The 22,096-nt window shown below is 34.2% G+C and carries 21 protein-coding genes and 4 tRNA genes; 13 read left to right on the plus strand and 12 right to left on the minus strand.

Annotation, left to right across the window (positions count from 1 at the left end; translation table 11 throughout):
* Window positions 1-105 precede the first annotated feature (105 nt).
* From hslU to ubiA, 3 genes are all read right to left on the minus strand, one after another.
* On the minus strand, window positions 106-1,434 hold the full coding sequence (hslU, locus tag ACFQ02_RS02465) for an HslU--HslV peptidase ATPase subunit (RefSeq protein WP_380818820.1): 1,329 nt from the start codon (window positions 1,432-1,434) through the stop codon (window positions 106-108).
* A gap of 22 nt (window positions 1,435-1,456) precedes the next feature.
* Window positions 1,457-1,981, minus strand: coding sequence for an ATP-dependent protease subunit HslV (gene hslV, locus ACFQ02_RS02470; protein ID WP_380818823.1), 525 nt, complete (start codon window positions 1,979-1,981; stop codon window positions 1,457-1,459).
* A gap of 111 nt (window positions 1,982-2,092) precedes the next feature.
* Complete coding sequence (ubiA, locus tag ACFQ02_RS02475) at window positions 2,093-2,956, minus strand: 4-hydroxybenzoate octaprenyltransferase (RefSeq protein ID WP_380818826.1); 864 nt, start codon at window positions 2,954-2,956, stop codon at window positions 2,093-2,095.
* 115 nt (window positions 2,957-3,071) lie between these two features.
* Between ubiA and glpE the strand changes: the two genes are divergently transcribed.
* Window positions 3,072-3,416, plus strand: coding sequence for a thiosulfate sulfurtransferase GlpE (gene glpE, locus ACFQ02_RS02480; protein ID WP_380818828.1), 345 nt, complete (start codon window positions 3,072-3,074; stop codon window positions 3,414-3,416).
* Window positions 3,417-3,430: 14 nt separating this feature from the next.
* Here the strand turns inward: glpE and lnt are convergent, their stop codons facing one another.
* The 5 genes from lnt to galT all read right to left on the minus strand — a co-directional run bounded on the left by lnt (window position 3,431) and on the right by galT (window position 9,218).
* Complete coding sequence (lnt, locus tag ACFQ02_RS02485; protein WP_380818831.1) at window positions 3,431-4,969, minus strand: apolipoprotein N-acyltransferase; 1,539 nt, start codon at window positions 4,967-4,969, stop codon at window positions 3,431-3,433.
* 5 nt (window positions 4,970-4,974) lie between these two features.
* Window positions 4,975-5,847, minus strand: coding sequence for a CNNM family magnesium/cobalt transport protein CorC (gene corC, locus ACFQ02_RS02490; protein WP_380818833.1), 873 nt, complete (start codon window positions 5,845-5,847; stop codon window positions 4,975-4,977).
* Window positions 5,848-5,978: 131 nt separating this feature from the next.
* A complete protein-coding gene (gene galM, locus ACFQ02_RS02495; protein WP_380818836.1) occupies window positions 5,979-7,007 on the minus strand; it encodes a galactose-1-epimerase in 1,029 nt (342 codons plus the stop codon).
* A complete protein-coding gene (gene galK, locus ACFQ02_RS02500) occupies window positions 7,001-8,158 on the minus strand; it encodes a galactokinase (protein WP_380818838.1) in 1,158 nt (385 codons plus the stop codon). The genes galM and galK overlap by 7 nt, the downstream gene beginning before the upstream one ends.
* Before the next feature lie 19 nt (window positions 8,159-8,177).
* Window positions 8,178-9,218 carry a galactose-1-phosphate uridylyltransferase gene (gene galT, locus ACFQ02_RS02505; RefSeq protein WP_380818841.1) on the minus strand — a complete coding sequence of 347 codons (1,041 nt, stop codon included), beginning with the start codon at window positions 9,216-9,218 and terminating at the stop codon, window positions 8,178-8,180.
* 240 nt (window positions 9,219-9,458) lie between these two features.
* Here galT and ACFQ02_RS02510 point away from each other — a divergent pair, with 240 nt between their 5' ends.
* The 4 genes from ACFQ02_RS02510 to mglC all read left to right on the plus strand — a co-directional run bounded on the left by ACFQ02_RS02510 (window position 9,459) and on the right by mglC (window position 14,221).
* Window positions 9,459-10,460: a substrate-binding domain-containing protein gene (locus tag ACFQ02_RS02510; protein ID WP_380818844.1), complete on the plus strand. Its 1,002-nt coding sequence runs from the start codon at window positions 9,459-9,461 to the stop codon at window positions 10,458-10,460.
* 162 nt (window positions 10,461-10,622) lie between these two features.
* The gene (gene mglB, locus ACFQ02_RS02515) at window positions 10,623-11,615 is read left to right on the plus strand and encodes a galactose/glucose ABC transporter substrate-binding protein MglB (RefSeq protein ID WP_380818846.1); all 993 of its coding nucleotides are present in this window, start codon (window positions 10,623-10,625) and stop codon (window positions 11,613-11,615) included.
* A 52-nt stretch (window positions 11,616-11,667) separates the two neighbouring features.
* Window positions 11,668-13,191 carry a galactose/methyl galactoside ABC transporter ATP-binding protein MglA gene (gene mglA, locus ACFQ02_RS02520; protein ID WP_380818849.1) on the plus strand — a complete coding sequence of 508 codons (1,524 nt, stop codon included), beginning with the start codon at window positions 11,668-11,670 and terminating at the stop codon, window positions 13,189-13,191.
* Between the two features lie 28 nt (window positions 13,192-13,219).
* Complete coding sequence (mglC, locus tag ACFQ02_RS02525; RefSeq protein WP_380818851.1) at window positions 13,220-14,221, plus strand: galactose/methyl galactoside ABC transporter permease MglC; 1,002 nt, start codon at window positions 13,220-13,222, stop codon at window positions 14,219-14,221.
* A gap of 303 nt (window positions 14,222-14,524) precedes the next feature.
* Here the strand turns inward: mglC and ACFQ02_RS02530 are convergent.
* The 3 genes from ACFQ02_RS02530 to ACFQ02_RS02540 form a co-directional block, all read right to left on the minus strand.
* A tRNA-Val gene (locus ACFQ02_RS02530) sits at window positions 14,525-14,600 on the minus strand.
* Between the two features lie 74 nt (window positions 14,601-14,674).
* Window positions 14,675-14,750 (minus strand) — tRNA-Val (locus ACFQ02_RS02535).
* A gap of 47 nt (window positions 14,751-14,797) precedes the next feature.
* A tRNA-Val gene (locus tag ACFQ02_RS02540) sits at window positions 14,798-14,873 on the minus strand.
* Between the two features lie 164 nt (window positions 14,874-15,037).
* Between ACFQ02_RS02540 and gltX the strand changes: the two genes are divergently transcribed.
* Both gltX and ACFQ02_RS02550 read left to right on the plus strand, forming a co-directional pair.
* Window positions 15,038-16,480, plus strand: coding sequence for a glutamate--tRNA ligase (gltX, locus tag ACFQ02_RS02545; RefSeq protein ID WP_380818853.1), 1,443 nt, complete (start codon window positions 15,038-15,040; stop codon window positions 16,478-16,480).
* A gap of 78 nt (window positions 16,481-16,558) precedes the next feature.
* Window positions 16,559-16,634: transfer RNA gene (locus ACFQ02_RS02550), tRNA-Ala, on the plus strand.
* A gap of 160 nt (window positions 16,635-16,794) precedes the next feature.
* Here ACFQ02_RS02550 and ampD read toward each other — a convergent pair.
* A complete protein-coding gene (ampD, locus tag ACFQ02_RS02555) occupies window positions 16,795-17,349 on the minus strand; it encodes a 1,6-anhydro-N-acetylmuramyl-L-alanine amidase AmpD (RefSeq protein ID WP_380818858.1) in 555 nt (184 codons plus the stop codon).
* 122 nt (window positions 17,350-17,471) lie between these two features.
* On the opposite strand from ampD, the gene ppdD reads away from it, so the two are divergent.
* From ppdD to yacG, 6 genes are read left to right on the plus strand one after another with little or no spacing between them, the layout of a single operon-like run.
* Window positions 17,472-17,906, plus strand: coding sequence for a prepilin peptidase-dependent pilin (ppdD, locus tag ACFQ02_RS02560; RefSeq protein ID WP_380818863.1), 435 nt, complete (start codon window positions 17,472-17,474; stop codon window positions 17,904-17,906).
* Between the two features lie 15 nt (window positions 17,907-17,921).
* Window positions 17,922-19,319 (plus strand): GspE/PulE family protein, encoded by a 1,398-nt coding sequence (locus ACFQ02_RS02565; protein ID WP_380818867.1) that lies wholly within the window; start codon window positions 17,922-17,924, stop codon window positions 19,317-19,319.
* Window positions 19,306-20,526, plus strand: coding sequence for a type II secretion system F family protein (locus ACFQ02_RS02570; RefSeq protein WP_449329119.1), 1,221 nt, complete (start codon window positions 19,306-19,308; stop codon window positions 20,524-20,526). Before ACFQ02_RS02565 ends, ACFQ02_RS02570 begins: the two co-directional genes overlap by 14 nt.
* Entirely contained in the window at window positions 20,523-21,233 is a 711-nt protein-coding gene (locus ACFQ02_RS02575) for a prepilin peptidase (protein ID WP_380818872.1), read from the plus strand. Before ACFQ02_RS02570 ends, ACFQ02_RS02575 begins: the two co-directional genes overlap by 4 nt.
* 32 nt (window positions 21,234-21,265) lie before the next feature.
* Window positions 21,266-21,877, plus strand: a complete 612-nt coding sequence (gene coaE, locus ACFQ02_RS02580; RefSeq protein WP_380818877.1) for a dephospho-CoA kinase — start codon at window positions 21,266-21,268, stop codon at window positions 21,875-21,877.
* Window positions 21,874-22,074 (plus strand): DNA gyrase inhibitor YacG, encoded by a 201-nt coding sequence (yacG, locus tag ACFQ02_RS02585; protein ID WP_380818880.1) that lies wholly within the window; start codon window positions 21,874-21,876, stop codon window positions 22,072-22,074. Before coaE ends, yacG begins: the two co-directional genes overlap by 4 nt.
* Window positions 22,075-22,096: the final 22 nt, after the last annotated feature.

A 22,096-nucleotide genomic window follows, 5' to 3' on the forward strand; every position in this document is an offset into this window, starting at 1 on the left:
TATTGCGATGTAATTATTGTTTTTACAACTAAAAAAACAAAAAAATCGAGTTTATTGCTAAACTCGATTTTTAATAGATTATTAAATTAATTTAAACTAATGAAGTTATAAAATGAAACGACTCAAATCTTCATTTTCGACAATATCACCTAAAGCTTCAGTCACATACTCTCCATCAATAATAATTTTTTGACCACTCATATCACTAGCGTTAAAAGAAATTTTATCCATTAAACGCTCCATGACTGTATGCAAACGTCTAGCACCTATATTTTCTGTCTTTTCATTAACACGAAATGCTGCTTCAGCAATTTTTTTGACCGCACTTTCCGTAAACTCAATATTAACCCCTTCTGTTGCCATCAGTGCTTGATATTGCTCTGTTAAGGAAGCATTAGGTTCCGTTAAAATACACTCAAAATCGGTTGTCGTTAATGCAGAAAGCTCAACTCGAATCGGTAAACGACCTTGCAATTCAGGAATTAAATCTGAAGGGCGAGCTATTTGAAATGCTCCAGATGCAATAAATAAAATATGATCGGTTTTTACCATTCCGTGTTTAGTATTCACTGTTGAACCTTCTACTAAAGGAAGTAGATCACGCTGTACTCCTTCACGAGAAACATCAGCTCCACTATATTCCCCTTTTTTGCAAATTTTATCAATTTCATCAATAAATACGATTCCATTTTGCTCAACAGCTTCAATCGCTTTATCTTTTAATTCTTCTAAATTAATCAATTTAGCTGCCTCATCGTCAATCAAAGTTTTTAAGGCATCTTTAATTTTCATCTTGCGTTTTTTAGTTTTTCCAGACGATAAATTTTGAAATATAGATTGCAATTGGTTAGTCATTTCTTCCATGCCAGGAGGTGCCATAATTTCAACTCCCATAGTTGGCGCAATAACATCTATTTCGATTTCTTTATCGTTCAACTGCCCTTCTCGCAATTTCTTACGAAACAGTTGTCGAGTATTGTTATTATCACAACTTTCTGTTTCTCCCCATTGATTTTTAGGTGGTGGGAGTAAAGCATCTAAAATACGCTCCTCAGCCATTTCCTCGGCTTTATAGCGGTTTTTCTCTATTTCCGTTTGACGTACTAACTTCATTGCACTGTCAGTTAAATCACGAATTATAGAATCCACCTCTTTACCAACATACCCCACTTCAGTAAATTTTGTTGCTTCTACTTTGATAAAAGGAGCATTGGCCAGCTTCGCCAAACGACGAGCAATTTCTGTTTTTCCTACGCCTGTCGGTCCAATCATTAAAATATTTTTAGGAGTCACTTCATGACGTAAAGGATCCTGTAGCTGCATTCTTCTCCAGCGATTACGTAAAGCAATAGCAACCGCTCTTTTCGCTTCTGACTGTCCAATAATATGACGATCTAATTCAGATACAATTTCACGTGGTGTCATTTCAGACATAATTAATTCCTTCAAATTTTGATTAAGGTAATTCTTCGATAGTGTGATTTAAGTTAGTAAATACACAAATATCTCCAGCAATTTTCAAAGATTTTTCTACAATTTCTCGTGCAGAAAGTTCTGTATTTTCAACTAATGCACGAGCCGCAGATAATGCGTAATTACCACCTGAACCAATCGCTAAAATTTGATCTTCTTCTGGTTGTACAACATCACCAATTCCAGTAATAATTAAACTTTCTTTTTCATCAACAACAATCAACATGGCTTCTAACTTGCGTAAAACTCGGTCGGTTCTCCAATCTTTTGCTAATTCAACCGCACTTTTTAGCAAATGTCCTTGATGCATTTCTAATTTTCTTTCAAATAACTCAAATAATGTAAAAGCATCAGCTGTACCACCTGCAAAGCCTGCTAACACTTTACCGTTATACAAACGGCGAACTTTGCGTGCATTCCCTTTCATTATGGTATTACCAAGAGATACCTGACCATCTCCACCTACTACAACTTTTCCATTACGACGAACGCTAACTATTGTTGTCATATATTTTCCTTTTTTATCTAATGACTGTAGTCAAATATGAGGACTGAAACTGGTTTTTCAAGTTAAATAAGGCAAATTTTATTGTACAGATAATTTATCATCAAGCTAAACTCAAATAAAAATGCCAGCCAAAAACGCAATAAAAACAGTCATTCCAAAGTAGTTATTATTTAAAAATGCTTTGAAACAATTCTCTCTAAAACGAGTTTTCGTTAACTTAGATTGGTAAATAAAGAAAAATGAAGCAATAAAGAGCAAAATAAAATAACTGTCATTTAATTCAGATAAATAACCAATAATCATCAAAACAATTAGTGCGATAAATTGCAATAATGCGACGATCTTATTGTCATATTGAGCAAATAAAATAGCTGTAGATTTTACGCCTATACGCAAATCATCATCACGATCTACCATTGCATATTGTGTATCGTAGGCAACTGTCCAAGACAAATTTGCAATAAAAAGTAGCCAGCACTCAAGAGGAAGCTGTTCAATTAATGCTCCATAAACCATTGGGATTGACCACCCAAACGCGATGCCAAGGAAAAATTGTGGTAAATGAGTATAACGTTTCATAAATGGATAAATAAAAGCCAGTAATACAGCGATAAAAGAAAGTAAAACAGCATAATAATTTAAGAATAACACTAAAATAAAAGCACAAAAGATCAATACTATGAATAGCACTTTTGCTTCTTTTGGACTCACCTTTCCCGTGGCTAATGGCCGTAATGATGTACGTTTCACATTACCATCAATATTTCGGTCAGCATAATCATTTATCACGCAGCCAGCTGCACGCATTAAAATAACACCTAAAATAAATATCAGTAAAGTGAAAAAATCAGGCATAGTTTTTTTTACTAATACCAATGCCCAAAGAGTTGGCCAAAGTAATAATAGCGTGCCAATCGGCTTATCAAAACGCATTAATTGCACATAAGCGATCAATTTTTCTTTTGATAGAAACATGTTTTTTATATTTAAGTTAATCGTTAAGTTATTTTACTGTAAATTTTGTTAAATTTCTTTAACAAAATAAGTTAAATTGATAATATACTCATCATTTATAATTTTGGATTGAAAAATGACCTCATTTAGTGAAATAACTGCACGGCAAGCATGGAAAATGCAAATTGAAAAAAATGCTATTTTAGTAGATATTCGAGACTCAACTCAATTTAATCTTTCTCACCCTAAAAATGCTTTTCATTTAACGAACCAAAGTTACAACACCTTTCAACAACAATGTGATTATGATCGTCCTGTCATTGTCGTTTGCTATCACGGTGTCAGTAGCCTTAATACTGCGGCGTTTTTAATCGAACAAGGTTATGAGCGAGTATATAGTTTAATTGGTGGATTCGACAGTTGGGTTAAAAACAACCTTCCTACAGAAAATGAAAGCAAATTTAATCCCCAAATGACTTAGGGATTAATTTTGCTTTACGCTGTAGTCAACCGCAACTTACGTTTCAACAATGCCATACTAATATGCAATAAAATTAGTAATAGGCTCAATAAATAAAGCGGGATATTTCCTACGATAGAATAAGGTGTGCGTCCTGTTGTTGGTGCGATTTTCTGAGTTAAAGTAGTTTCCCTAAACTGTGGAGCCTGAGCGATAATTTTTCCTTTAGCATTAATAAAAACGCTGATCCCTGTGTTAGTTGCTCGAATCACAGGTTTGCCTAATTCTAATGCTCGCATGCGTGCTATTTGTAAATGTTGCCATGGACCAATACTATTCCCAAACCAAGCATCATTAGAAATAGTTAATATAAAATCACTGTCTGAACGAATATTCTGTTGTAATTGTGAACCAAAAATAATTTCATAACAAATTGCTGGAGTAAAATACCGTTTTTTAGCTAATAAAGGCGGTTGAACAGTTTCTCCACTGTGAAATGCTGACATAGGTAAATTAAATACATTTCCGAGAGGTCGTAGCAAGGATTCCAAAGGAACATATTCACCAAAAGGAACAAGATGATACTTGTTATATCGATTTGATGTATTCATTTCATAAGGCAAATCTAAATTTCCAACATTAATAATTGAGTTAAATTGTTTACTTTGATTTTCATCATAGTATATCGTCCCCATGATAATCTCAGTGTTATTTTGCTGGGCAGTGTGCTGAAGTGCGGTGAAAAATGGCTGAATATTATTTTCCCAAATAGGCAATGCAGATTCGGGTAAAATAATCAGATCAGTTTTTCCTAAATGGCGATAAATTAATTTTTGATAAGTATTAAGAGTATCAAATAAATATTTAGGATCCCATTTTAAATTTTGAGCAATATTTCCTTGTATTAAAGTGATATTAATCGCTTTATTTTCAACTTCCTCTGTATAATTTATTGTAGAGGAAAATGTAGCTAATCCACTAATAAGACAAAGAGAACATAATTGAACAAAAACTGAAGATAACATTTTTGGTTTACAAGTAAATCTAGAAATAACACTAAAAAGCACCGCACTTACCCAGACAACGAAGAAAGTTAAACTTTCTACTCCAAACAATGGTGCTAAACCTAAAAAAGGACTATCGATCTGAGTATAACCAAATTGTAGCCACGGAAACCCTGTAAATAGTGTTCCTCGTAAGTATTCACAAAATGTCCAAATAATAGAAAAAATGACTGGGCTAGTAACGTTAAATCGTCTTATAAGATAAGCAAATAATAAAGGGTATAAAGCTAAATAAGAAGCTAATAGTATAACTAATATGTAGCTAACTATTAATGAAGCTCCACCAAACTGGTAGATACTAATATGAACCCAATTTATTCCAAAACCAAAAAAGGCTATTCCCCATAAAAAGGCACTATAAAGGGCTATTTTTTTCGGTGCCGTTTTAATAACCCAAATTAAAGAAAGCAAAGAAAAATAACTTACTTGCCAAAAATCAAAAGGCGAAAAAGCGAAAACACCAACTCCCCCACTAAATATAGCAATTAAATAAAACAAGTAATTTTTCACAAATATTATTCCACTACAGTTTCTATTTTTTCAGTCACAGTAACTCGCAGTTGAATAATCCGCCTGCTATCTGCTGATGTAACTTTAAATATAAGATTTTCCAGTGTGATTTCTTCCCCTCTTTTTGGTAAATAACCAAAAGCTTGCATGATCACACCACCAATAGTATCAACTTCCTCATCAGCAAAATGAGTATTAAATTGATGATTAAAATCTTCTATATCAGTCAAAGCTCGCACATAATAAGTGTGACGAGAAATCTGTCTAATGTCAGCAATATCTTCTTCATCAAATTCATCTTCTATATCACCAACAATTTGTTCTAATATATCTTCAATAGTAATTAAACCTGACACTGCTCCGAATTCATCAACTACAATTGCCATATGAAAACGCTCTGAACGAAAGTCTTTTAGCATGCGATCCACTCGCTTACTTTCAGGTACAATAACTGCTGGACGCAGCAATGAAAGCAGGTTGAATTCTTGTTGTTGAGGACGTAAAAATTTCAATAAATCTTTAGCATGTAAAATTCCCGCAACATTATCACGCCCATCTGTAATAACAGGGAAACGAGAATGGGCTGTATCAATAATAGTTTGCAAACAAGAATCTAGATCTTGTTCCGTTTCAATAAAAGTAATTTGGGAACGCGGTATCATGATGTCACGTACTCTCAACTCAGCAATTTCCATCACCCCTTCAATCATTTCTCGAGTATCTGTATCAATCAGGGAGTTCTGTTCTGAATCACGAATAACTTCCACTAATTCCTCTCGATTTTTAAGATCGTTTTGGAAAAATAGGCCCAACAAAGATTGAAAAAAATTTTTTTTAGATGAGGGTATTGATTGGTTCTGTGTCTGGTGATTATTCATAGTTCGTTCTAATAGTTACCGTCGAATTGACTCAAAGCAAATTACCATATTTTATCTAGGATCGCAAAATTAAAACATAGAATCCCTATTTACGAATTTAAACAGAGATTTTAACAATGTAATAAGCGTGATCACTCAAAACGGTATTCTGTCCATTGTGAATAAACACTATCTGCTTTAGCCATTCCACCAAATTTATGCCACTCTAAATGGTTCGGAGTATCAGGAAGGCTTTCAGTTTCCAGAGCAATCCCTGCATAATTATTATAAGTACTTCCCCACCTATTTGGCGTTCCTGCTAAATAATTACCCGTATAAACTTGTAACGCAGGTTGAGAAGTTGAAACTTTCATGGTCAGTTTTTTATCTGCTGAATAAAGTGTTGCACAAGGCTGATTACTACTATTCTTATGAAGTAGAAACGCATGATCATAACCTTTTGTCGAGCATTGCTCACCTTGCATAAAATCTCTTGCTATTTGTTTAGTTGACTCAAAATCAAAGCTAGTATTTTTAACTGAGCTTAATATGTTATTAGGTATTCCGTGTTGATCAACTGGTAAAAAATAATCAGCCTTAATTTGTAAATAATGCTGACGAACATCTGTACCAATTTCTGCATTATCTAAATTAAAATAAGCATGATTAGTTAAATTTAATGGGCCGTTCTGATCAGTTATACCATTGAATCTAATCAATACAGCATTATCTTCTGTCAGTTGATAAGTGGCTTGAACTTGCAAATTTCCTATAAATCCTTGATCACCATCTGCTGAAAATAAACTAAAAGTGACAAAATTATCACCGCACTTTTCTACATTCCAACGACGTTTATCAAATCCTTTGCCGCCATGTAATTGATGTTTACCTTGATTTGCTACCAAGCAAACTGTTTTACCTTGCAAACGAAAACGAGCGTTCGCAATACGATTGGCATAGCGTCCTATTGTTGCACCTAAATAGACCGTTTGTTTCGGATAGTCTTCTATTCGGCAACCTAGTAGCACTTCTCTCAATTGTTGTTCAACAGGTACTCTACAAGATACCCAAGTAGCTCCCCAATCCATAATACTGATAGTCATTCCTCTATTATTTGTTATATCAAAACATCGAAATGGCTTTCCATCAGGTGCTATGCCTTGTGAATGAATTCTTAGCATACATTTACTCCTTGAGAAGCAGTACAAACATAAAAATCCTCTTTCAAACCTGTTCGTCTTTCATAATTATCCGCTATCATTTTTCGTACTTGTTCCACTTTATTAATTGGCGAAATTGCGACAATGCAACCGCCAAATCCACCTCCCGTCATTCTTGCTCCACCTTCCTCACCAATAGCTTTTTGTGCCAATTCAACTAAATAATCAATCTCTGGTACTGTGTTCTCAAAATCTTCTTTCATTGATTGATGAGACTGTGACATCAATTTACCTAAACGTCGCAAATCACCTTGTTGTAAAGCTTCCATCGCATCAAGTACCCGCTGGTTTTCTGTGATAACATGTTTCGCTCTTTTTGCTATTTCAGCATTAAGTGCGGTCAATTCTGATAGTTTTTCAGTAAATTTTGCAATAGATACATCTCGTAGCGATTTAACTCCAAAAAATTTTGCTGCACTTTCACATTGACGACGAAGATTGTTATATTCTCCTGACACTAAATCATGCTTAATGTGGGAATTCACAATAATAACTGCAACATTTGATGGAATTGGCGTCGGAAACGTTTCCAGCGTACGACAGTCAATTATAAGCAGATGATCTTGCTGACCTAAAGCAGAAATCAGCTGATCCATATTGCCACATTGACAACCAACAAATTGATTTTCTGCTTTCTGCCCAATTAGAGCAATATCAGTGTCAGTAAGTGGCAAATCAGCTAATTGTTGACAAAATTTACCTATTGCAACTTCTAAAGATGCTGAAGAACTAAGTCCTGCAGAAAGAGGCACATTTCCTGTAATGACTAAATCTGCACCTTGTGTAAAATTTGGGCATCGTTCTTGGATAAATTTAATGACACCTCGCACATAACCTGTCCATTTATATTGAGTATTAGGTTCAATAGGTTGATCTAAACGAAATTTATCATACTGCCCCAATTGTGCTGCATAGACATGAAATATTTTATCTTCTCGCTTCGCACCACTAACTGCAGTACCATAGTTAATAGCACAAGGCATAACAAAACCTTCATTATAATCTGTGTGTTCACCAATAATATTGACTCTTCCAGGTGCATAAGTTGTCAGTGTTGAAGTGCGGTGGAATTTTTCAATAAATAATTTTTTCGCCAATTGTTGAGGATTCATAATATTCTCCAGAATTTCGTCATAAATGATAATGAATATCGCTTAAATCTCTTAACCGAGCAGCAGCCTGTTCAGCAGTCAAATCTCGCTGAGTTTCCCCCAACATCTCATAACCAACCATAAATTTTCGCACAGTAGCTGAACGCAATAATGGTGGATAGAAATGTCCATGCAACTGCCAATGTAAATTATCCTCACCATTGAAAGGAGCAAAATGAAATCCCATAGAATAAGGGAAGGAAGTATTAAATAAATTATCGTACTTTGTTGTGAGTTTTTTTAATATTAAGGCAAAATCAGCGACTTGTGGTTCTGTGAGTTGCATCATACATTTAACGTGGAATTTCGGTAACAAAAGTGTCTCAAATGGCCACGCTGCCCAATAAGGTACAACTGCAAGCCAATGCTGAGTTTCTACAACAACACGTTCTTTTAGCTCAAGTTCCCTCTGTACATAATCAAGTAACAAAACTGAACCATGCTTCTGGAAATAATTTCTCTGGGACTGATCAGCTTTAGCAACTTCATTAGGTAAAAAACTATTTGCCCAAATTTGACCATGAGGATGAGGATTAGAACAGCCCATTGCTGCACCTTTATTTTCAAAAATTTGCACCCAAAGGTATTTTTGACTCAATTCTGCTAATTGTGCTTGCCACACATGAATAATATCTATTATTTCTTCAATACTAAGTAAAGGAAGTGTTTTACTGTGATCTGGTGAAAAGCAAATGACCCGGCTTTCTCCTCTTGCCTGCGACATTTTAAATAAAGGATCACAGGATTGAGGCGGAGAAGGTGTATTTTCCATTAATGCGGAAAAGTCATTACTAAACACAAAAGGTTTATGATAGTTAGGATTTTTTTCCCCCGTAATACGGACATTATTTGGACAAAGATAACAATCTGGATCATAAACTATATTATGTTGCTTAGCTGGCTTTTCTTGTTGCCCTTGCCAAGGACGTTTTGCTCTATGAGGTGAAACCAATACCCACTGCTCAGTAAGCGGATTGTAACGGCGATGTGGATGTTCTGTTGGAATAAATAAATCAACCATGATCAAACCCTAAAATGAAAGCGATTACAAAATAATATCGCTATAAGATAGCAGATTTAAAAAAATAAACTATTAACTAGATCACAAAATTGATTAAAAAATAAAAATTTTAGCTACTATAAAAATCACTTGAACAATTTATTACAGTAATATACGTATTTATTTTTATTATTAGCTCTTTAAATTTACTGAATATCCGTTATCATAAGGATCAAAAGTTTGCTCTTATAAAGGTGTCTTATGATTACTATTCGTGATGTAGCAAAACAAGCAGGTGTTTCTGTTGCAACCGTTTCCAGAGTATTAAACTCCCATCGATCTTCTAGTGAAAAAGCTCGTTTAGCAGTGCAAAGTGCGGTTGAAAAATTGGGTTATTATCCAAATGCTAATGCCAAAGCACTAGCAATGCAACATAATGATACTATTGGCGTAGTTGTTACTGATGTAGCAGATCCTTTTTTTGCTATTTTAGTGAAAGCTGTAGATAAAGTTGCGGAACAACACCATAAAACTATTTTGATTGGCATCGGTTATCACAACGAAGAAAAAGAACGTAAAGCAATAGATACGCTGTTGTGTAAACGTTGTAGTTGTTTAGTTGTTCATGCAAAAGCACTGAGCGATATTGAATTACAACAGTATTTAACTAGAGTACCAGGTATGGTAATTATTAATCGTGTTGTACCAAAATTTGAGAATCGCTGTGTCAGTCTAGACAACATCAAAGGCACATTTTACGCAACAGAAACTCTAATTCATTTAGGTCACCAACACATTGGCTATATTGGTTCAAATCATCAAATTACTGATGCTAAAGAAAGAATGGATGGTTATTTGACCGCACTTAAACACTATAATATACATCTAAATCAATATGTTATTGCTAATAGCTCACCTGATTTCGAAGGAGGAGAAAAAGCAATGATTGATTTATTAAGTTATAACTCTAACCTCACCGCTGTAGTTGCTTACAATGATAGCATGGCGGCTGGAGCAATTTCAGTTTTAAATGAAAATAACATCAATGTACCAACACAATTTTCTATTATTGGTTTCGATGATATGCCTATTGCTCGCTATCTTATCCCAAAACTCACAACTATACGCTATCCTATTGATTTAATGGCAACATATGCCGCAAATTTAGCATTAAGTTTAGTTGATGATGGTGTAAGTCCACCTAATCACATGCACTTTAATCCAACTTTAGTTAAGCGTTTTTCGACAAAAAGTCTTGTTTAACTGACACGCCACTAACACTCTATGTTTTTATTTTTTGTAATCGTTTTCATAAATGTGAGAATGATCACAGTATTTAAACAGATTTTAGTATATTCTCTAATCTCACAAATCTGATATTACTTTTACGTAACATCAATTATTAATGCACTAAAGGAGCGTTTTATGAAAAAACAAGGGTTAAGTATAATCGCATTAGCTGTAGGTTTAGGTACAGTAGTAACTTCAGCACAAGCTGCTAATCGTATTGGTGTAACTATTTACAAATATGATGACAATTTTATGGCATTAATGCGTCAAGAAATCGATAAAGAAGCGAAAAAAGTCGCAGATATTGAACTATTGATGAATGACTCTCAAAATGCTCAATCTATACAAAATGATCAAGTTGATGTGCTTATTTCAAAAGGAGTTAAAACATTAGCAATTAACTTAGTTGACCCTGCTGCCGCTCCAACAATTATCAGTAAAGCAAAAGTGGAAGATATACCTGTTATTTTCTTTAATAAAGATCCTGGTGAAAAGGCAATTGCTAGCTACGAAAATGCTTACTACGTTGGTACTGAGCCAAAAGAATCAGGACTGATTCAAGGAGATTTAATTGCAAAACATTGGAAAGCAAACCCTGCATTTGATTTAAACAAAGACGGTAAAATTCAATATGTATTATTAAAAGGTGAGCCAGGACACCCTGATGCAGAAGCTCGCACAAAATATGTTATTGAAGGTTTAAATGCAAAAGGTATACAAACTGAACAAATTTTCATTGATACTGGAATGTGGGATGCTGCTTTAGCAAAAGACAAAATGGATGCATGGTTATCAAGTTCTAAAGCCAATGAAATTGAAGTAATCATTGCAAATAACGATGGTATGGCAATGGGCGCATTAGAAGCAAGTAAAGCACACGGTAAAAAGCTCCCTATTTTTGGTGTTGATGCACTACCAGAAGTATTGCAGTTAGTGAAAAAAGGTGAAATAGCAGGAACAGTACTAAATGATGGTGTAACACAAGGAAAAGCGATTGTCCAACTATCGAATAACTTAGCAAAAGGTAAACCAGCAACAGAAGGAACGAATTGGTCATTAGAAAAACGAGTCTTACGCATTCCTTACGTTGGTATTGATGCTGATAATTTAAATCAATTCTTAAAATAATATTGCTATTTAGGGAGAGAACCGTCTCTCCCTTTTATAAATGAGGTTGGATATGACGGTACAAACTGAAGGACATCAGGGTGAAATATTGCTCGCTATGACAAATGTCAGTAAATCTTTTCCTGGAGTAAAGGCGTTAGATCGTGCGAATTTGACAGTTAAATCCTATTCTGTTCATGCTTTAATGGGAGAAAATGGAGCAGGTAAATCAACATTATTAAAGTGTTTGTTCGGAATTTATGCAAAAGATGAAGGAGAAATTTTGTTTTTAAACAAAACAGTTAATTTCAAAGCATCAAAAGAAGCATTAGAAAATGGCATTTCAATGGTTCACCAAGAATTAAATTTAGTTAGGCAACGCAGTGTAATGGAAAACTTATGGCTGGGACGCTACCCTTTAAAAGCGGGTGTCTTCGTTGACCATGCAAAAATGTACAATGATACTAAGAACATATTCAAAGAATTAGAAATCGACATCGATCCAAAAGAAAAAGTAGCAAACTTATCTGTTTCACAAATGCAGATGATAGAAATTGCAAAAGCGTTTTCTTACAATGCTAAAATAGTCATTATGGATGAGCCAACTTCTTCATTATCAGAAAAAGAAGTGGATCATCTCTTTAAAATCATCGAGAAGCTAAAAAATAAAGGCTGTGGAATTATTTATATTTCTCATAAGATGGATGAGATATTTAGAATTTGTGACGAAATTACTATTTTACGCGATGGGAAATGGATTAACACTGTACCAGTTAAAGGAGCGACGATGGATAGTATTATAGCTATGATGGTTGGTCGTGAATTAACTCAGCGTTTTCCAGAAAAAATAAACAGTCCGAAAGAAATAATACTACAAGTGCAAAACCTAACTGCTCTCAACCAACCTTCAATTAAAGACGTTAGTTTTGAACTGAGGAAAGGAGAAATATTTGGTATTGCAGGGCTTGTAGGAGCAAAGCGTACTGATATAGTTGAAACTATTTTTGGCGTACGTGAAAGGAAAGAAGGTAGGATTATTTTAAATGGAAAAAACTTAAAAAATCATACCGCACTTGAAGCAATTAATAACGGGTTCGCTTTAGTAACTGAAGAACGTAGATCCACAGGGATTTATTCCAACCTTAGTATCGAATTTAACTCATTAATCTCAAATATAAAATCTTACATCAGCCGCTTTGGTTTACTCAGCAATAAAAAAATGAAGAGTGATACTCAATGGGTAATTGATGCCATGAATGTGAAAACTCCTTCACATAAAACAAATATAGGCTCTCTTTCAGGCGGTAATCAACAAAAAGTAGTAATTGGTCGCTGGTTACTTACTCAACCTGAAATCCTCATGCTTGATGAGCCGACAAGAGGGATTGACGTTGGTGCTAAATATGAAATTTATCAATTAATTATGCAACTTGCACAAAAAGATAAAGGAATCATTATGATTTCTTCTGAAATGCCTGAATTACTTGGTATCACCGACAGAATTTTAGTTATGAGCAATGGTCGAGTTGCGGGAATTGTCGAAACCGCAAAAACGACTCAGGAAGAAATTTTACAACTTGCCGCCAAGTATTTATAACAAATTAAACAAGAAGGAAGTTATAACTATGAATCAAAATAAAACTTGGGATTTTTTTAAACAAAATGCAATTTATTTCGTTTTATTAATTTTATTGCTAATTATCATTGCACAAGATCCTAGCTTTCTCAGCTTAAGAAATTTTAGTAACATTTTGACTCAATCGTCAGTACGTCTCATCATCGCACTAGGTATCGCTGGATTATTAGTAGTACAGGGAACGGATTTGTCTGCTGGTCGTCAAGTGGGCTTAGCTGCTGTAGTTTCTGCGACAATGTTACAAGGAATGGACAACATGAATAGGGTTTTCCCAGATCTACCAGAAATGCCTATTATTGCGGTTGTAATTTTAGTATGTGCTATCGGTGCAATCATTGGTTTACTCAATGGATTTGTTATAGCTGTTTTAAATGTAACTCCTTTCATTGCTACAATGGGTACGATGATCATCGTGTATGGTATTAATTCTCTTTATTATGATGCTGTAGGCTCATCACCTATAGCAGGTTTCACAGAAAATTTCTCAAATTTTGCACAAGGATTTTATCGAATAGGGGCATTTAAACTATCCTACATCACTATATACGCTATTATTGCGACAATAATTATGTGGATATTGTGGAATAAAACTCGTTTTGGAAAGAATATATTTGCTATTGGAGGCAATCCTGAAGCTGCTAAAGTATCGGGTGTCAATGTTATTAGTAATTTATTAATCATCTACACTCTAGCGGGTGTTTTTTATGCCTTTGGTGGTATGTTAGAAGCTGGACGTATCGGCAGTGCGACCAATAACTTAGGTTTTATGTATGAAATGGATGCAATTGCTGCTTGCGTAGTAGGCGGCGTTTCTTTTGCTGGTGGTGTAGGTACAATTATTGGCGTAGTAACAGGGGTATTAATTTTCACGGTAATAAACTATGGTTTAACTTATATTGGTGTGAACCCTTACTGGCAATATATCATTAAAGGTAGCATAATCATTCTAGCTGTAGCTATTGATTCACTAAAATATGCGAAGAAAAAATAACGATTAATTTTTTAAAAAAAAGACCGCTCTTTTAGCAGTAACCTCTACTTAAAGTGAGACATAAATAGTGAACGAGCTGTTCGTGCCGACACTTACTATTATTCAAAGAGCGGTTCAAAACTTGCTAAATTTATCATCTAACTCTCTACAATCTAACTATTATCGTAATTAGAATAGCATATCGACATAGACATGATTCTTTGTCGGCTACGTTTTTAATCAGCATAAAAATGCTCACTTTTATTGCTATACGAATAACACTTTTACTTAAAAAGTAATCAAATAGAGGAGTTCACATAGGTTTGGTGGGCGATACCGGTCTCGAACCAGTGCCCCCCTCCTTGTAAGGGAGGTGCTCTCCCAACTGAGCTAATCGCCCGACACTAAAAAAGTAAAAAATTTACTTTAATTATCGGCTTTGATTTAAAAATCAAATGGGAACTTAAACTAGCGTGGTGGGCGATACTGGTCTCGAACCAGTGACCCCCTCCTTGTAAGGGAGGTGCTCTCCCAACTGAGCTAATCGCCCGTTAGTTTAAGCATTCAACGTAAGTCTTTTCAAGTCATCGTGAAAATTGGTGGGCGATACCGGTCTCGAACCAGTGACCCCCTCCTTGTAAGGGAGGTGCTCTCCCAACTGAGCTAATCGCCCTTACGTTGTGGGGTGCATTATAATTGCTGATAGATTTGAGTCAACACATTTTTATATTTTCTTGCTTGTTTGTTGTAAAAATAGGCAAGATTGCATATTTTTGTCGTTCATTAATCAAAGTCATAGTACAATAAATAAAATTTTTAATAATCAAAGGTTACGTAATGAAAATTCAGTCTCTATTTAACTTAGATCCTAATATTAAGGTTCGTACTCGTTTTGCTCCAAGTCCAACAGGTTATTTACACGTAGGAGGAGCAAGAACCGCTCTTTATTCATGGCTTTATGCAAAACACAATAATGGTGAGTTTGTGTTACGCATCGAAGATACTGATTTAGAACGTTCAACACCTGAAGCAACACAAGCAATTTTAGAAAGTATGGAATGGTTAAATTTACGTTGGGAACACGGTCCTTTCTACCAAACAAAACGCTTTGAACGCTACAATCAAGTAATTGATCAAATGCTTGAACAGGGCTTAGCATATCGTTGCTACTGTAGCAAAGAGCGGTTAGAAAATTTACGTAATGAACAAGAATCAAGAAAAGAGAAGCCTCGTTATGATCGGGCTTGTTTAAAGCATTGCCACGAAGATCCAACTAAACCACATGTAGTAAGATTTAAAAATCCACAGACAGGTTCTGTAGTATTTGAAGATGCTGTAAGAGGACGTATCGAAATCAGCAATAGCGAATTAGATGATCTAATTATCCGCCGTTCAGATAATTCTCCGACTTACAATTTTTGTGTGGTGATCGATGATTGGGATATGGGCATAACTCATGTTGTACGTGGTGAAGATCATATTAATAATACACCTCGTCAAATCAATATCTTAAAGGCACTTAATGCTCCTGTTCCAACTTATGCCCATGTTTCGATGATTTTGGGAGATGATGGTCAAAAATTGTCGAAACGACATGGTGCGGTCAGCGTAATGCAATATCGTGATGAGGGCTATTTACCAGAAGCTTTGTTAAATTATTTAGTCAGATTAGGTTGGGGGCATGGTGACCAAGAAATTTTTTCTATCGAAGAAATGATCAAACTATTTGAATTAGAACAAGTAAGTAAGTCAGCTAGTGCATTTAATACAGAAAAATTGTTATGGCTAAATCACCACTATATCCGTACTCTACCTGCTGATTATGTAGCTAAACATCTGGCGTGGCATTATCAAAATCAAGGAGTCAATACATCAAATGGACCTGCGTTAGCTGAAATTGTAACCATGCTAGCTGAACGTTGTAAAACACTTAAAGAAATGGCTGAAACTAGTCGTTATTTCTTTGAAGATTTTGATAATTTTGATGAAAGTGCGGTTAAAAAACATTTTAAAATTACAGCTATTGAAGCACTATGTAAAGTAAAAGAAAAACTTACCGCAGTTAGCAGTTGGAACTTACAAAACACTCATCAAGCTATCGAAGATACAGCCAAAGAATTAGGACTAGGTATGGGGAAAGTAGGAATGCCATTACGAGTTGCAGTTACAGGTGTTGGGCAGTCACCTTCAATGGATGTAACTTTAGTAGGCATTGGTCGTGAACGTGTATTAGCTCGTATACAAAAAGCAATTGATTTTATTCAGTCACAGAACGCTTAATATTTAGTCGACTAAGTAAATCGTCACAATTTTATATTGACAGTCAATGTGGTGGAATTTATTATGACCACCACGAATGGGGATATAGCTCAGTTGGGAGAGCGCTTGAATGGCATTCAAGAGGTCGTCGGTTCGATCCCGATTATCTCCACCAATAACTGTTTTAGTTTATAGTTTAACTATGTCAATCCTAAATAATGCCTTGAACTTAGATAAGTTAAGTTTTTACTCCCCCTCAAACCAAGCCTAAATTAACTTTCTAAATCCTCTTTTTCTATTGTAAAGATTGAAAATATTAACCGCTCTTATATTGCTTATAAAGAATCCAGATATTTTCTCCAATCAAAATATTGTCCAGGATCGAGCTTACGTTCAGGTGCAATATGACAATGTCCAACAATCCGCTCTTTCGTAATTTGTGGATAAGCTGACATAATACTTTTAGTTAACATAGTTAAAGCTACATATTGGTGCATGGTGAAAGGTGATTCGTTACATCCCTCTAACTCAATACCAATAGAAAAATCATTACACTTTTGTCGCCCTTGAAATTCAGATAATCCCGCATGCCAGGCTCGATGATTAAAATTAACAAACTGAGTAATCTGTCCTAAGCGATCAATAAAGCAATGGGCAGAAACACGCATTTGATAAATATCAGCAAAGTAAGAATGAACTGTCGGATTAAGCTTTCCAAGAAAAAAATCTTTAATATAACCACCACCAAACTGTTGTGGAGGTAAACTAATATAATGAATAACCAAAAGAGAAATATCCATTGGATCTGGACGTTGATCAAAATGCGGAGATAGAAGTCTATCAGCATTTTCTAGCCAACCTTGTTTAATATATAGTCTTTTTTCTGTCATAAATAATATTTTTGCGATCTAGATCGATAAAAAAGAGTAAGCTATTTTTTCTATTTATTCTTTTATTGCACACTTCTAATGTCATTTCTGACAGATGAATTTATCAATAAAAGGAAAATCTCATGAAGACATTATCTCATTTTTCATTTCCCCAAAAAGGCTTTACTTTGATCGAATTAATGATAGTTATTGCAATAGTCGCTATCTTAGCCACTATAGCTATTCCATCTTATCAAAATTATACTAAAAAAGCGGCTATTTCTGAATTATTACAGGCATCAGCACCATATCGCTCAGAAGTAGAACTTTGTATTTATAATAAAGGCAGTAAAGATAGCTGTAACGCTGGAAGCAATGGTATTCAAAATAAATTATCAAATAAAGGACGTGTCAGCTCAATCGATGTACAAGGCGGCGTAATCACTGTAATAGGAAAAGATAGTCTCGCTAATACCCAATACACATTAACTCCAGAGGGCGATGTTTCAAGCGGCATCACTTGGACTGTCGTTTGCAATCCTGCTGATATTTTCCCTGCGGGTTTTTGTAATAAATAATATGAAGGTGGAAAGATGATAGACCGCACTTTTAGCTTGCCACCACTTGTTTTATCTATAGATGGTAATAGTTTCGAAATAACACCGCAGTTATGGCAAAAAAATCAGCAGCAAAAAGATCTTTTACTGCGATACTTCGCTTTACCTCTACAAGAAAATGAAACAACATTATGGCTAGGTATTGATGATTTAACTAATCTTTCCGCCTGTGAAACTTTTTCTTTTTTAACAGGAAAAGTCGTAGAGCCTGTAGTATTAGAAGGAGAACATTTAAAATTCTTATTACAATCACTTTCACCTCAATCTTCTCTCTATGAACAAGATTCTCAAAATTTTTACAACATAGAAGATAAGATTATTTATGAACCGATAGTCAATAAAACAGATGAACCTGTTATCCAACTATTAGATCAAATTTTTGAGTATGCACTAAAGAAAAAAGCTTCGGATATTCATTTTGAACCACAAGCAAATTATTTACAAGTGCGATTTAGAGTTGATGGAGTTTTACAATTACAACCTGCTATTACTACTACATTAACAAATAGAGTGATTTCTCGTTTAAAATTATTAGCTAAATTAGATATTAGTGAAACTCGCTTACCACAAGATGGACGGTTTCATTTTAAAACGACATTCTCTGATGTACTAGATTTTCGTTTGTCTACATTACCAACTCATTTTGGAGAAAAAGCAGTACTACGATTACAACAAAATAAGCCTATTCAACTAAACTTTGCCGAATTAGGTATGACAGACGATCAGCAAAACGTATTACAACAAGCTCTATCTCAACCACAAGGACTAATTCTAGTAACTGGTCCAACGGGTAGCGGAAAAACAATTACTCTTTATACCGCACTTCAATGGCTAAACGATATATCAAAACATATTTTAACAGCAGAAGACCCAATAGAAATAGAGTTGCCAGGTATCATTCAAACGCAAGTGAATAACCAAATTGGACTGGACTTTAGTCGCTTATTACGCACGTTTTTAAGGCAAGATCCAGATATTATTATGTTAGGTGAAATTCGTGATAATGAAACTGCGTCTATTGCTCTAAGAGCAGCTCAAACTGGACATTTAGTACTTTCAACATTACACACTAATGATGCGATGTCGGCACTATCTCGATTACAACAGCTAGGGATAAAATCTTATGAAATCGAAAACACTTTATTACTTGTAATCGCTCAACGATTAGTTCGTAAAAGTCTTGCTAATAGTGAAGAATACAAGGGAAGAATTGGTATTTATCAATTTTTACAACCGCACTTTATTGATAATCAAATTTCATACCAAACAGATTTTTCTAACTTAAGAGAAAGTGCCTTAGAAAAAATTAAAGTTGGTATTACTAATATAACAGAAGTAGAACGTGTACTAGGGAAAGCAAATGATGAAGCTTAGTCTATTTTATTGGAAGGGTAAAAATCACTTACAACAGAAACAACGAGGTCTAATCGTTGCAGAAAACCAAGCTATTGCTCAAAGAGAATTATTTCAACGAGGACTACGACAAGTCACTTTACAAAAAAATTGGCAATTTCCAACCAAGCCAAAACCATATGAAATATGTGACCTTGTTATGCAACTATCTGTTCTATTACAAGCTTCTGTTACATTAAAACAGAGTTTACAAATTTTATTACAAAACTGTATTAATCTATCACTAAATCGTTGGTTACGTTTATTAATTCAAGATCTTGAAGCAGGACTTAGCTTTTCCCAAGCGTTAGAAAAACAGGAACGTTATTTCACTTATCAAGAACAACAACTTATTAAAGCAGGAGAAATGAGTGGTAACTTACCATTAGTATGTGAACAAATTGCACTACATAGGCAGCAATCACTTCAATTACAACGTAAAATCCAAAAAATTTTATTCTACCCTGCTATCGTATTAACCATTTCACTAATCTTGACCACTTTATTATTAATTTTCATCGTACCTCAATTTGCAGAAATGTATGGTGAGCAAACAAAACTTCCCTTTTTTACTACGCTATTATTAAATTTATCAACAGGATTACAAAAATATTTTATTCAGTTTTTTTTATTATTCTTCCTTATATTTTTATTCATTCAATTACAGTTGAAAAAATCATATTTATTAAATAAATGGAAAAATACGCTAATATCAGCAGCTCCAGTATTAAAAAATATTGTACGACTATCACGTCTAGTTAATTTTAGTAGCAGCTTAAGTTTAATGCTACGTTCAGGCATTCCTCTAAATCAAGCATTACAATCGTTTTTACCTAAAACTAAAAGCTGGCAAGTTTCACAAAAATTACAAGGAGATATACAGCTAATTGAAGAAATTAAGTCTATTTTATATTGGATTAATCAAGGATATTCTTTTTCAGAAAGCGTAAGTTCAAATTTATTTTCTATACAGGCTCAACAAATGCTACAAATAGGAGAAAAAAGTGGAAAACTAGCTACAATGCTACAGCATATTGCTGAAAATAATCAACAACGACTTAATCATCAAGCCGATTTATTATCACAAATGTTAGAGCCTATACTAATGTTATTAATTGGCAGTATTATAGGTTTAATTATGTTAGGAATGTATTTACCAATTTTTAATATGGGTGCAATAATACAATGAATTATTTTTTATTCTTCATATTAGGAAGTATAACTGGAATCGCAGTTTTTCGTTATATTTCAACGTTCATTGAAAATATAAAATTATCCATATATCAAAGCTATACTGAACTATTTCCTCATAATTTACTTCCATTTTCATCTGAACAATCGATATTACAGCCCAAAAAGTGCGGTCATTCGTTTGTTTATTTATTGGGATTCGCACTATTCTTTATTTATTGCTTAATAGTCAATCAATCCATCTTACTTTCATTATGGTGGGCATACTATGGTACGTTATTATTCACTATTTCATTAGTTGACTGGCAATATCAATTAATTTCTCCAAATCTTTGTAGAGCTATATTTGTATTAAATATTATCGGTAGTTATTTCAATTTAAATGAGCTGAGCCTAGAAGAAAGCATTTTAAGTTCTTTTTCTGCCTTCAGCATATTCTATGTTATTTACTACATTGCAAAATGGATCTACAAAAAAGAAGTTTTGGGACGTGGTGATTATTGGTTAATGTTAGGACTAGGTGGCATCATTTACTGGGAAAACTTACCACTTTTGATTTTTATTGCTAGCTTCACTGCATCATTATACGGTTTATACCAAAAAATCAAACTCAAATCAGGAAAATTTTTACCTTTTGCACCATTCTTATGTTGTGCAAATTTAATAATGCTTTATATACAATTCAATTATCTTATGGCAAGATGATAAAATTCTTAATATTAAATAAGGAAACATAAATGCCCTATATTGTAGGATTAACAGGTGGAATTGGTAGCGGAAAAAGTCTTATCGCAGCGTTATTTTCTAAATTAGGCGTTCCAATTGTTGATGCTGATGTTGTTGCTCATAATATTGTTTCAAAAGGATCACCATTGTTGCAACAAATTGTTAAGCGTTTCGGCGTGAACATATTATTAGAAAATGGGGATTTAAATCGATCATTATTACGAGAGTTAATTTTTAATAATGATAATGAAAAACAATGGCTAAATAATCTACTGCATCCCGCCATAAGAGAGGAAATGTTACACCAATTAAACGCAGTAAATTATCCTTATGTACTATGGGTAGTACCACTTTTAATTGAAAATAATTTAAATGAATTCTGTGATCGTATATTAGTTGTTGACGTAAGCACTGAAACTCAAATAAAGCGAGCTACCAAACGAGATAAAAACACACAAGAGTTAATTAAAAGTATTATAGCATCTCAAGTTAAACGAGAAACTCGCTTAAGCTTTGCTGATGACATCATTGATAATGATCCAAATTTAACAGAAAATTACTCTGACTTAGAAAAAAAAGTGTTAGAATTGCACAAATTTTACTTAAATTTAGCAAAAAAATGATAGATGATATTTTTGAAGTATCTTGCCCTATGTGTAAGAAACCAGTTGAATGGTCAATAAAAAGCCCATTTCGTCCATTTTGTAGTAAGCGTTGTCAATTAATTGATCTAGGAGAATGGGCGGCAGAAGAAAAAGCTATTCCTGGGCAAGAAATGACTTTCACTGTTGACACATCCGATGATATTCCTCAAGATTAAAATGAAAAAACTATCGAATTGA

This window comes from Seminibacterium arietis, from assembly GCF_042675725.1.
In the GTDB taxonomy this organism is placed as follows: Bacteria; Pseudomonadota; Gammaproteobacteria; order Enterobacterales; family Pasteurellaceae; genus Seminibacterium; species Seminibacterium arietis.

Excerpts from the sequence above, each read along its gene's own strand:
- hslU (WP_380818820.1), bottom strand. The coding sequence starts at position 1,434 with ATGTCTGAAATGACACCACGTGAAATTGTATCTGAATTAGATCGTCAT.
- hslV (WP_380818823.1), bottom strand. The coding sequence starts at position 1,981 with ATGACAACAATAGTTAGCGTTCGTCGTAATGGAAAAGTTGTAGTAGGT.
- ubiA (WP_380818826.1), bottom strand. The coding sequence starts at position 2,956 with ATGTTTCTATCAAAAGAAAAATTGATCGCTTATGTGCAATTAATGCGT.
- glpE (WP_380818828.1), top strand. The coding sequence starts at position 3,072 with ATGACCTCATTTAGTGAAATAACTGCACGGCAAGCATGGAAAATGCAA.
- corC (WP_380818833.1), bottom strand. The coding sequence starts at position 5,847 with ATGAATAATCACCAGACACAGAACCAATCAATACCCTCATCTAAAAAA.
- galM (WP_380818836.1), bottom strand. The coding sequence starts at position 7,007 with ATGCTAAGAATTCATTCACAAGGCATAGCACCTGATGGAAAGCCATTT.
- galK (WP_380818838.1), bottom strand. The coding sequence starts at position 8,158 with ATGAATCCTCAACAATTGGCGAAAAAATTATTTATTGAAAAATTCCAC.
- galT (WP_380818841.1), bottom strand. The coding sequence starts at position 9,218 with ATGGTTGATTTATTTATTCCAACAGAACATCCACATCGCCGTTACAAT.
- ACFQ02_RS02510 (WP_380818844.1), top strand. The coding sequence starts at position 9,459 with ATGATTACTATTCGTGATGTAGCAAAACAAGCAGGTGTTTCTGTTGCA.
- mglB (WP_380818846.1), top strand. The coding sequence starts at position 10,623 with ATGAAAAAACAAGGGTTAAGTATAATCGCATTAGCTGTAGGTTTAGGT.
- mglA (WP_380818849.1), top strand. The coding sequence starts at position 11,668 with ATGACGGTACAAACTGAAGGACATCAGGGTGAAATATTGCTCGCTATG.
- mglC (WP_380818851.1), top strand. The coding sequence starts at position 13,220 with ATGAATCAAAATAAAACTTGGGATTTTTTTAAACAAAATGCAATTTAT.
- gltX (WP_380818853.1), top strand. The coding sequence starts at position 15,038 with ATGAAAATTCAGTCTCTATTTAACTTAGATCCTAATATTAAGGTTCGT.
- ampD (WP_380818858.1), bottom strand. The coding sequence starts at position 17,349 with ATGACAGAAAAAAGACTATATATTAAACAAGGTTGGCTAGAAAATGCT.
- ppdD (WP_380818863.1), top strand. The coding sequence starts at position 17,472 with ATGAAGACATTATCTCATTTTTCATTTCCCCAAAAAGGCTTTACTTTG.
- ACFQ02_RS02565 (WP_380818867.1), top strand. The coding sequence starts at position 17,922 with ATGATAGACCGCACTTTTAGCTTGCCACCACTTGTTTTATCTATAGAT.
- ACFQ02_RS02570 (WP_449329119.1), top strand. The coding sequence starts at position 19,306 with ATGATGAAGCTTAGTCTATTTTATTGGAAGGGTAAAAATCACTTACAA.
- ACFQ02_RS02575 (WP_380818872.1), top strand. The coding sequence starts at position 20,523 with ATGAATTATTTTTTATTCTTCATATTAGGAAGTATAACTGGAATCGCA.
- coaE (WP_380818877.1), top strand. The coding sequence starts at position 21,266 with ATGCCCTATATTGTAGGATTAACAGGTGGAATTGGTAGCGGAAAAAGT.
- yacG (WP_380818880.1), top strand. The coding sequence starts at position 21,874 with ATGATAGATGATATTTTTGAAGTATCTTGCCCTATGTGTAAGAAACCA.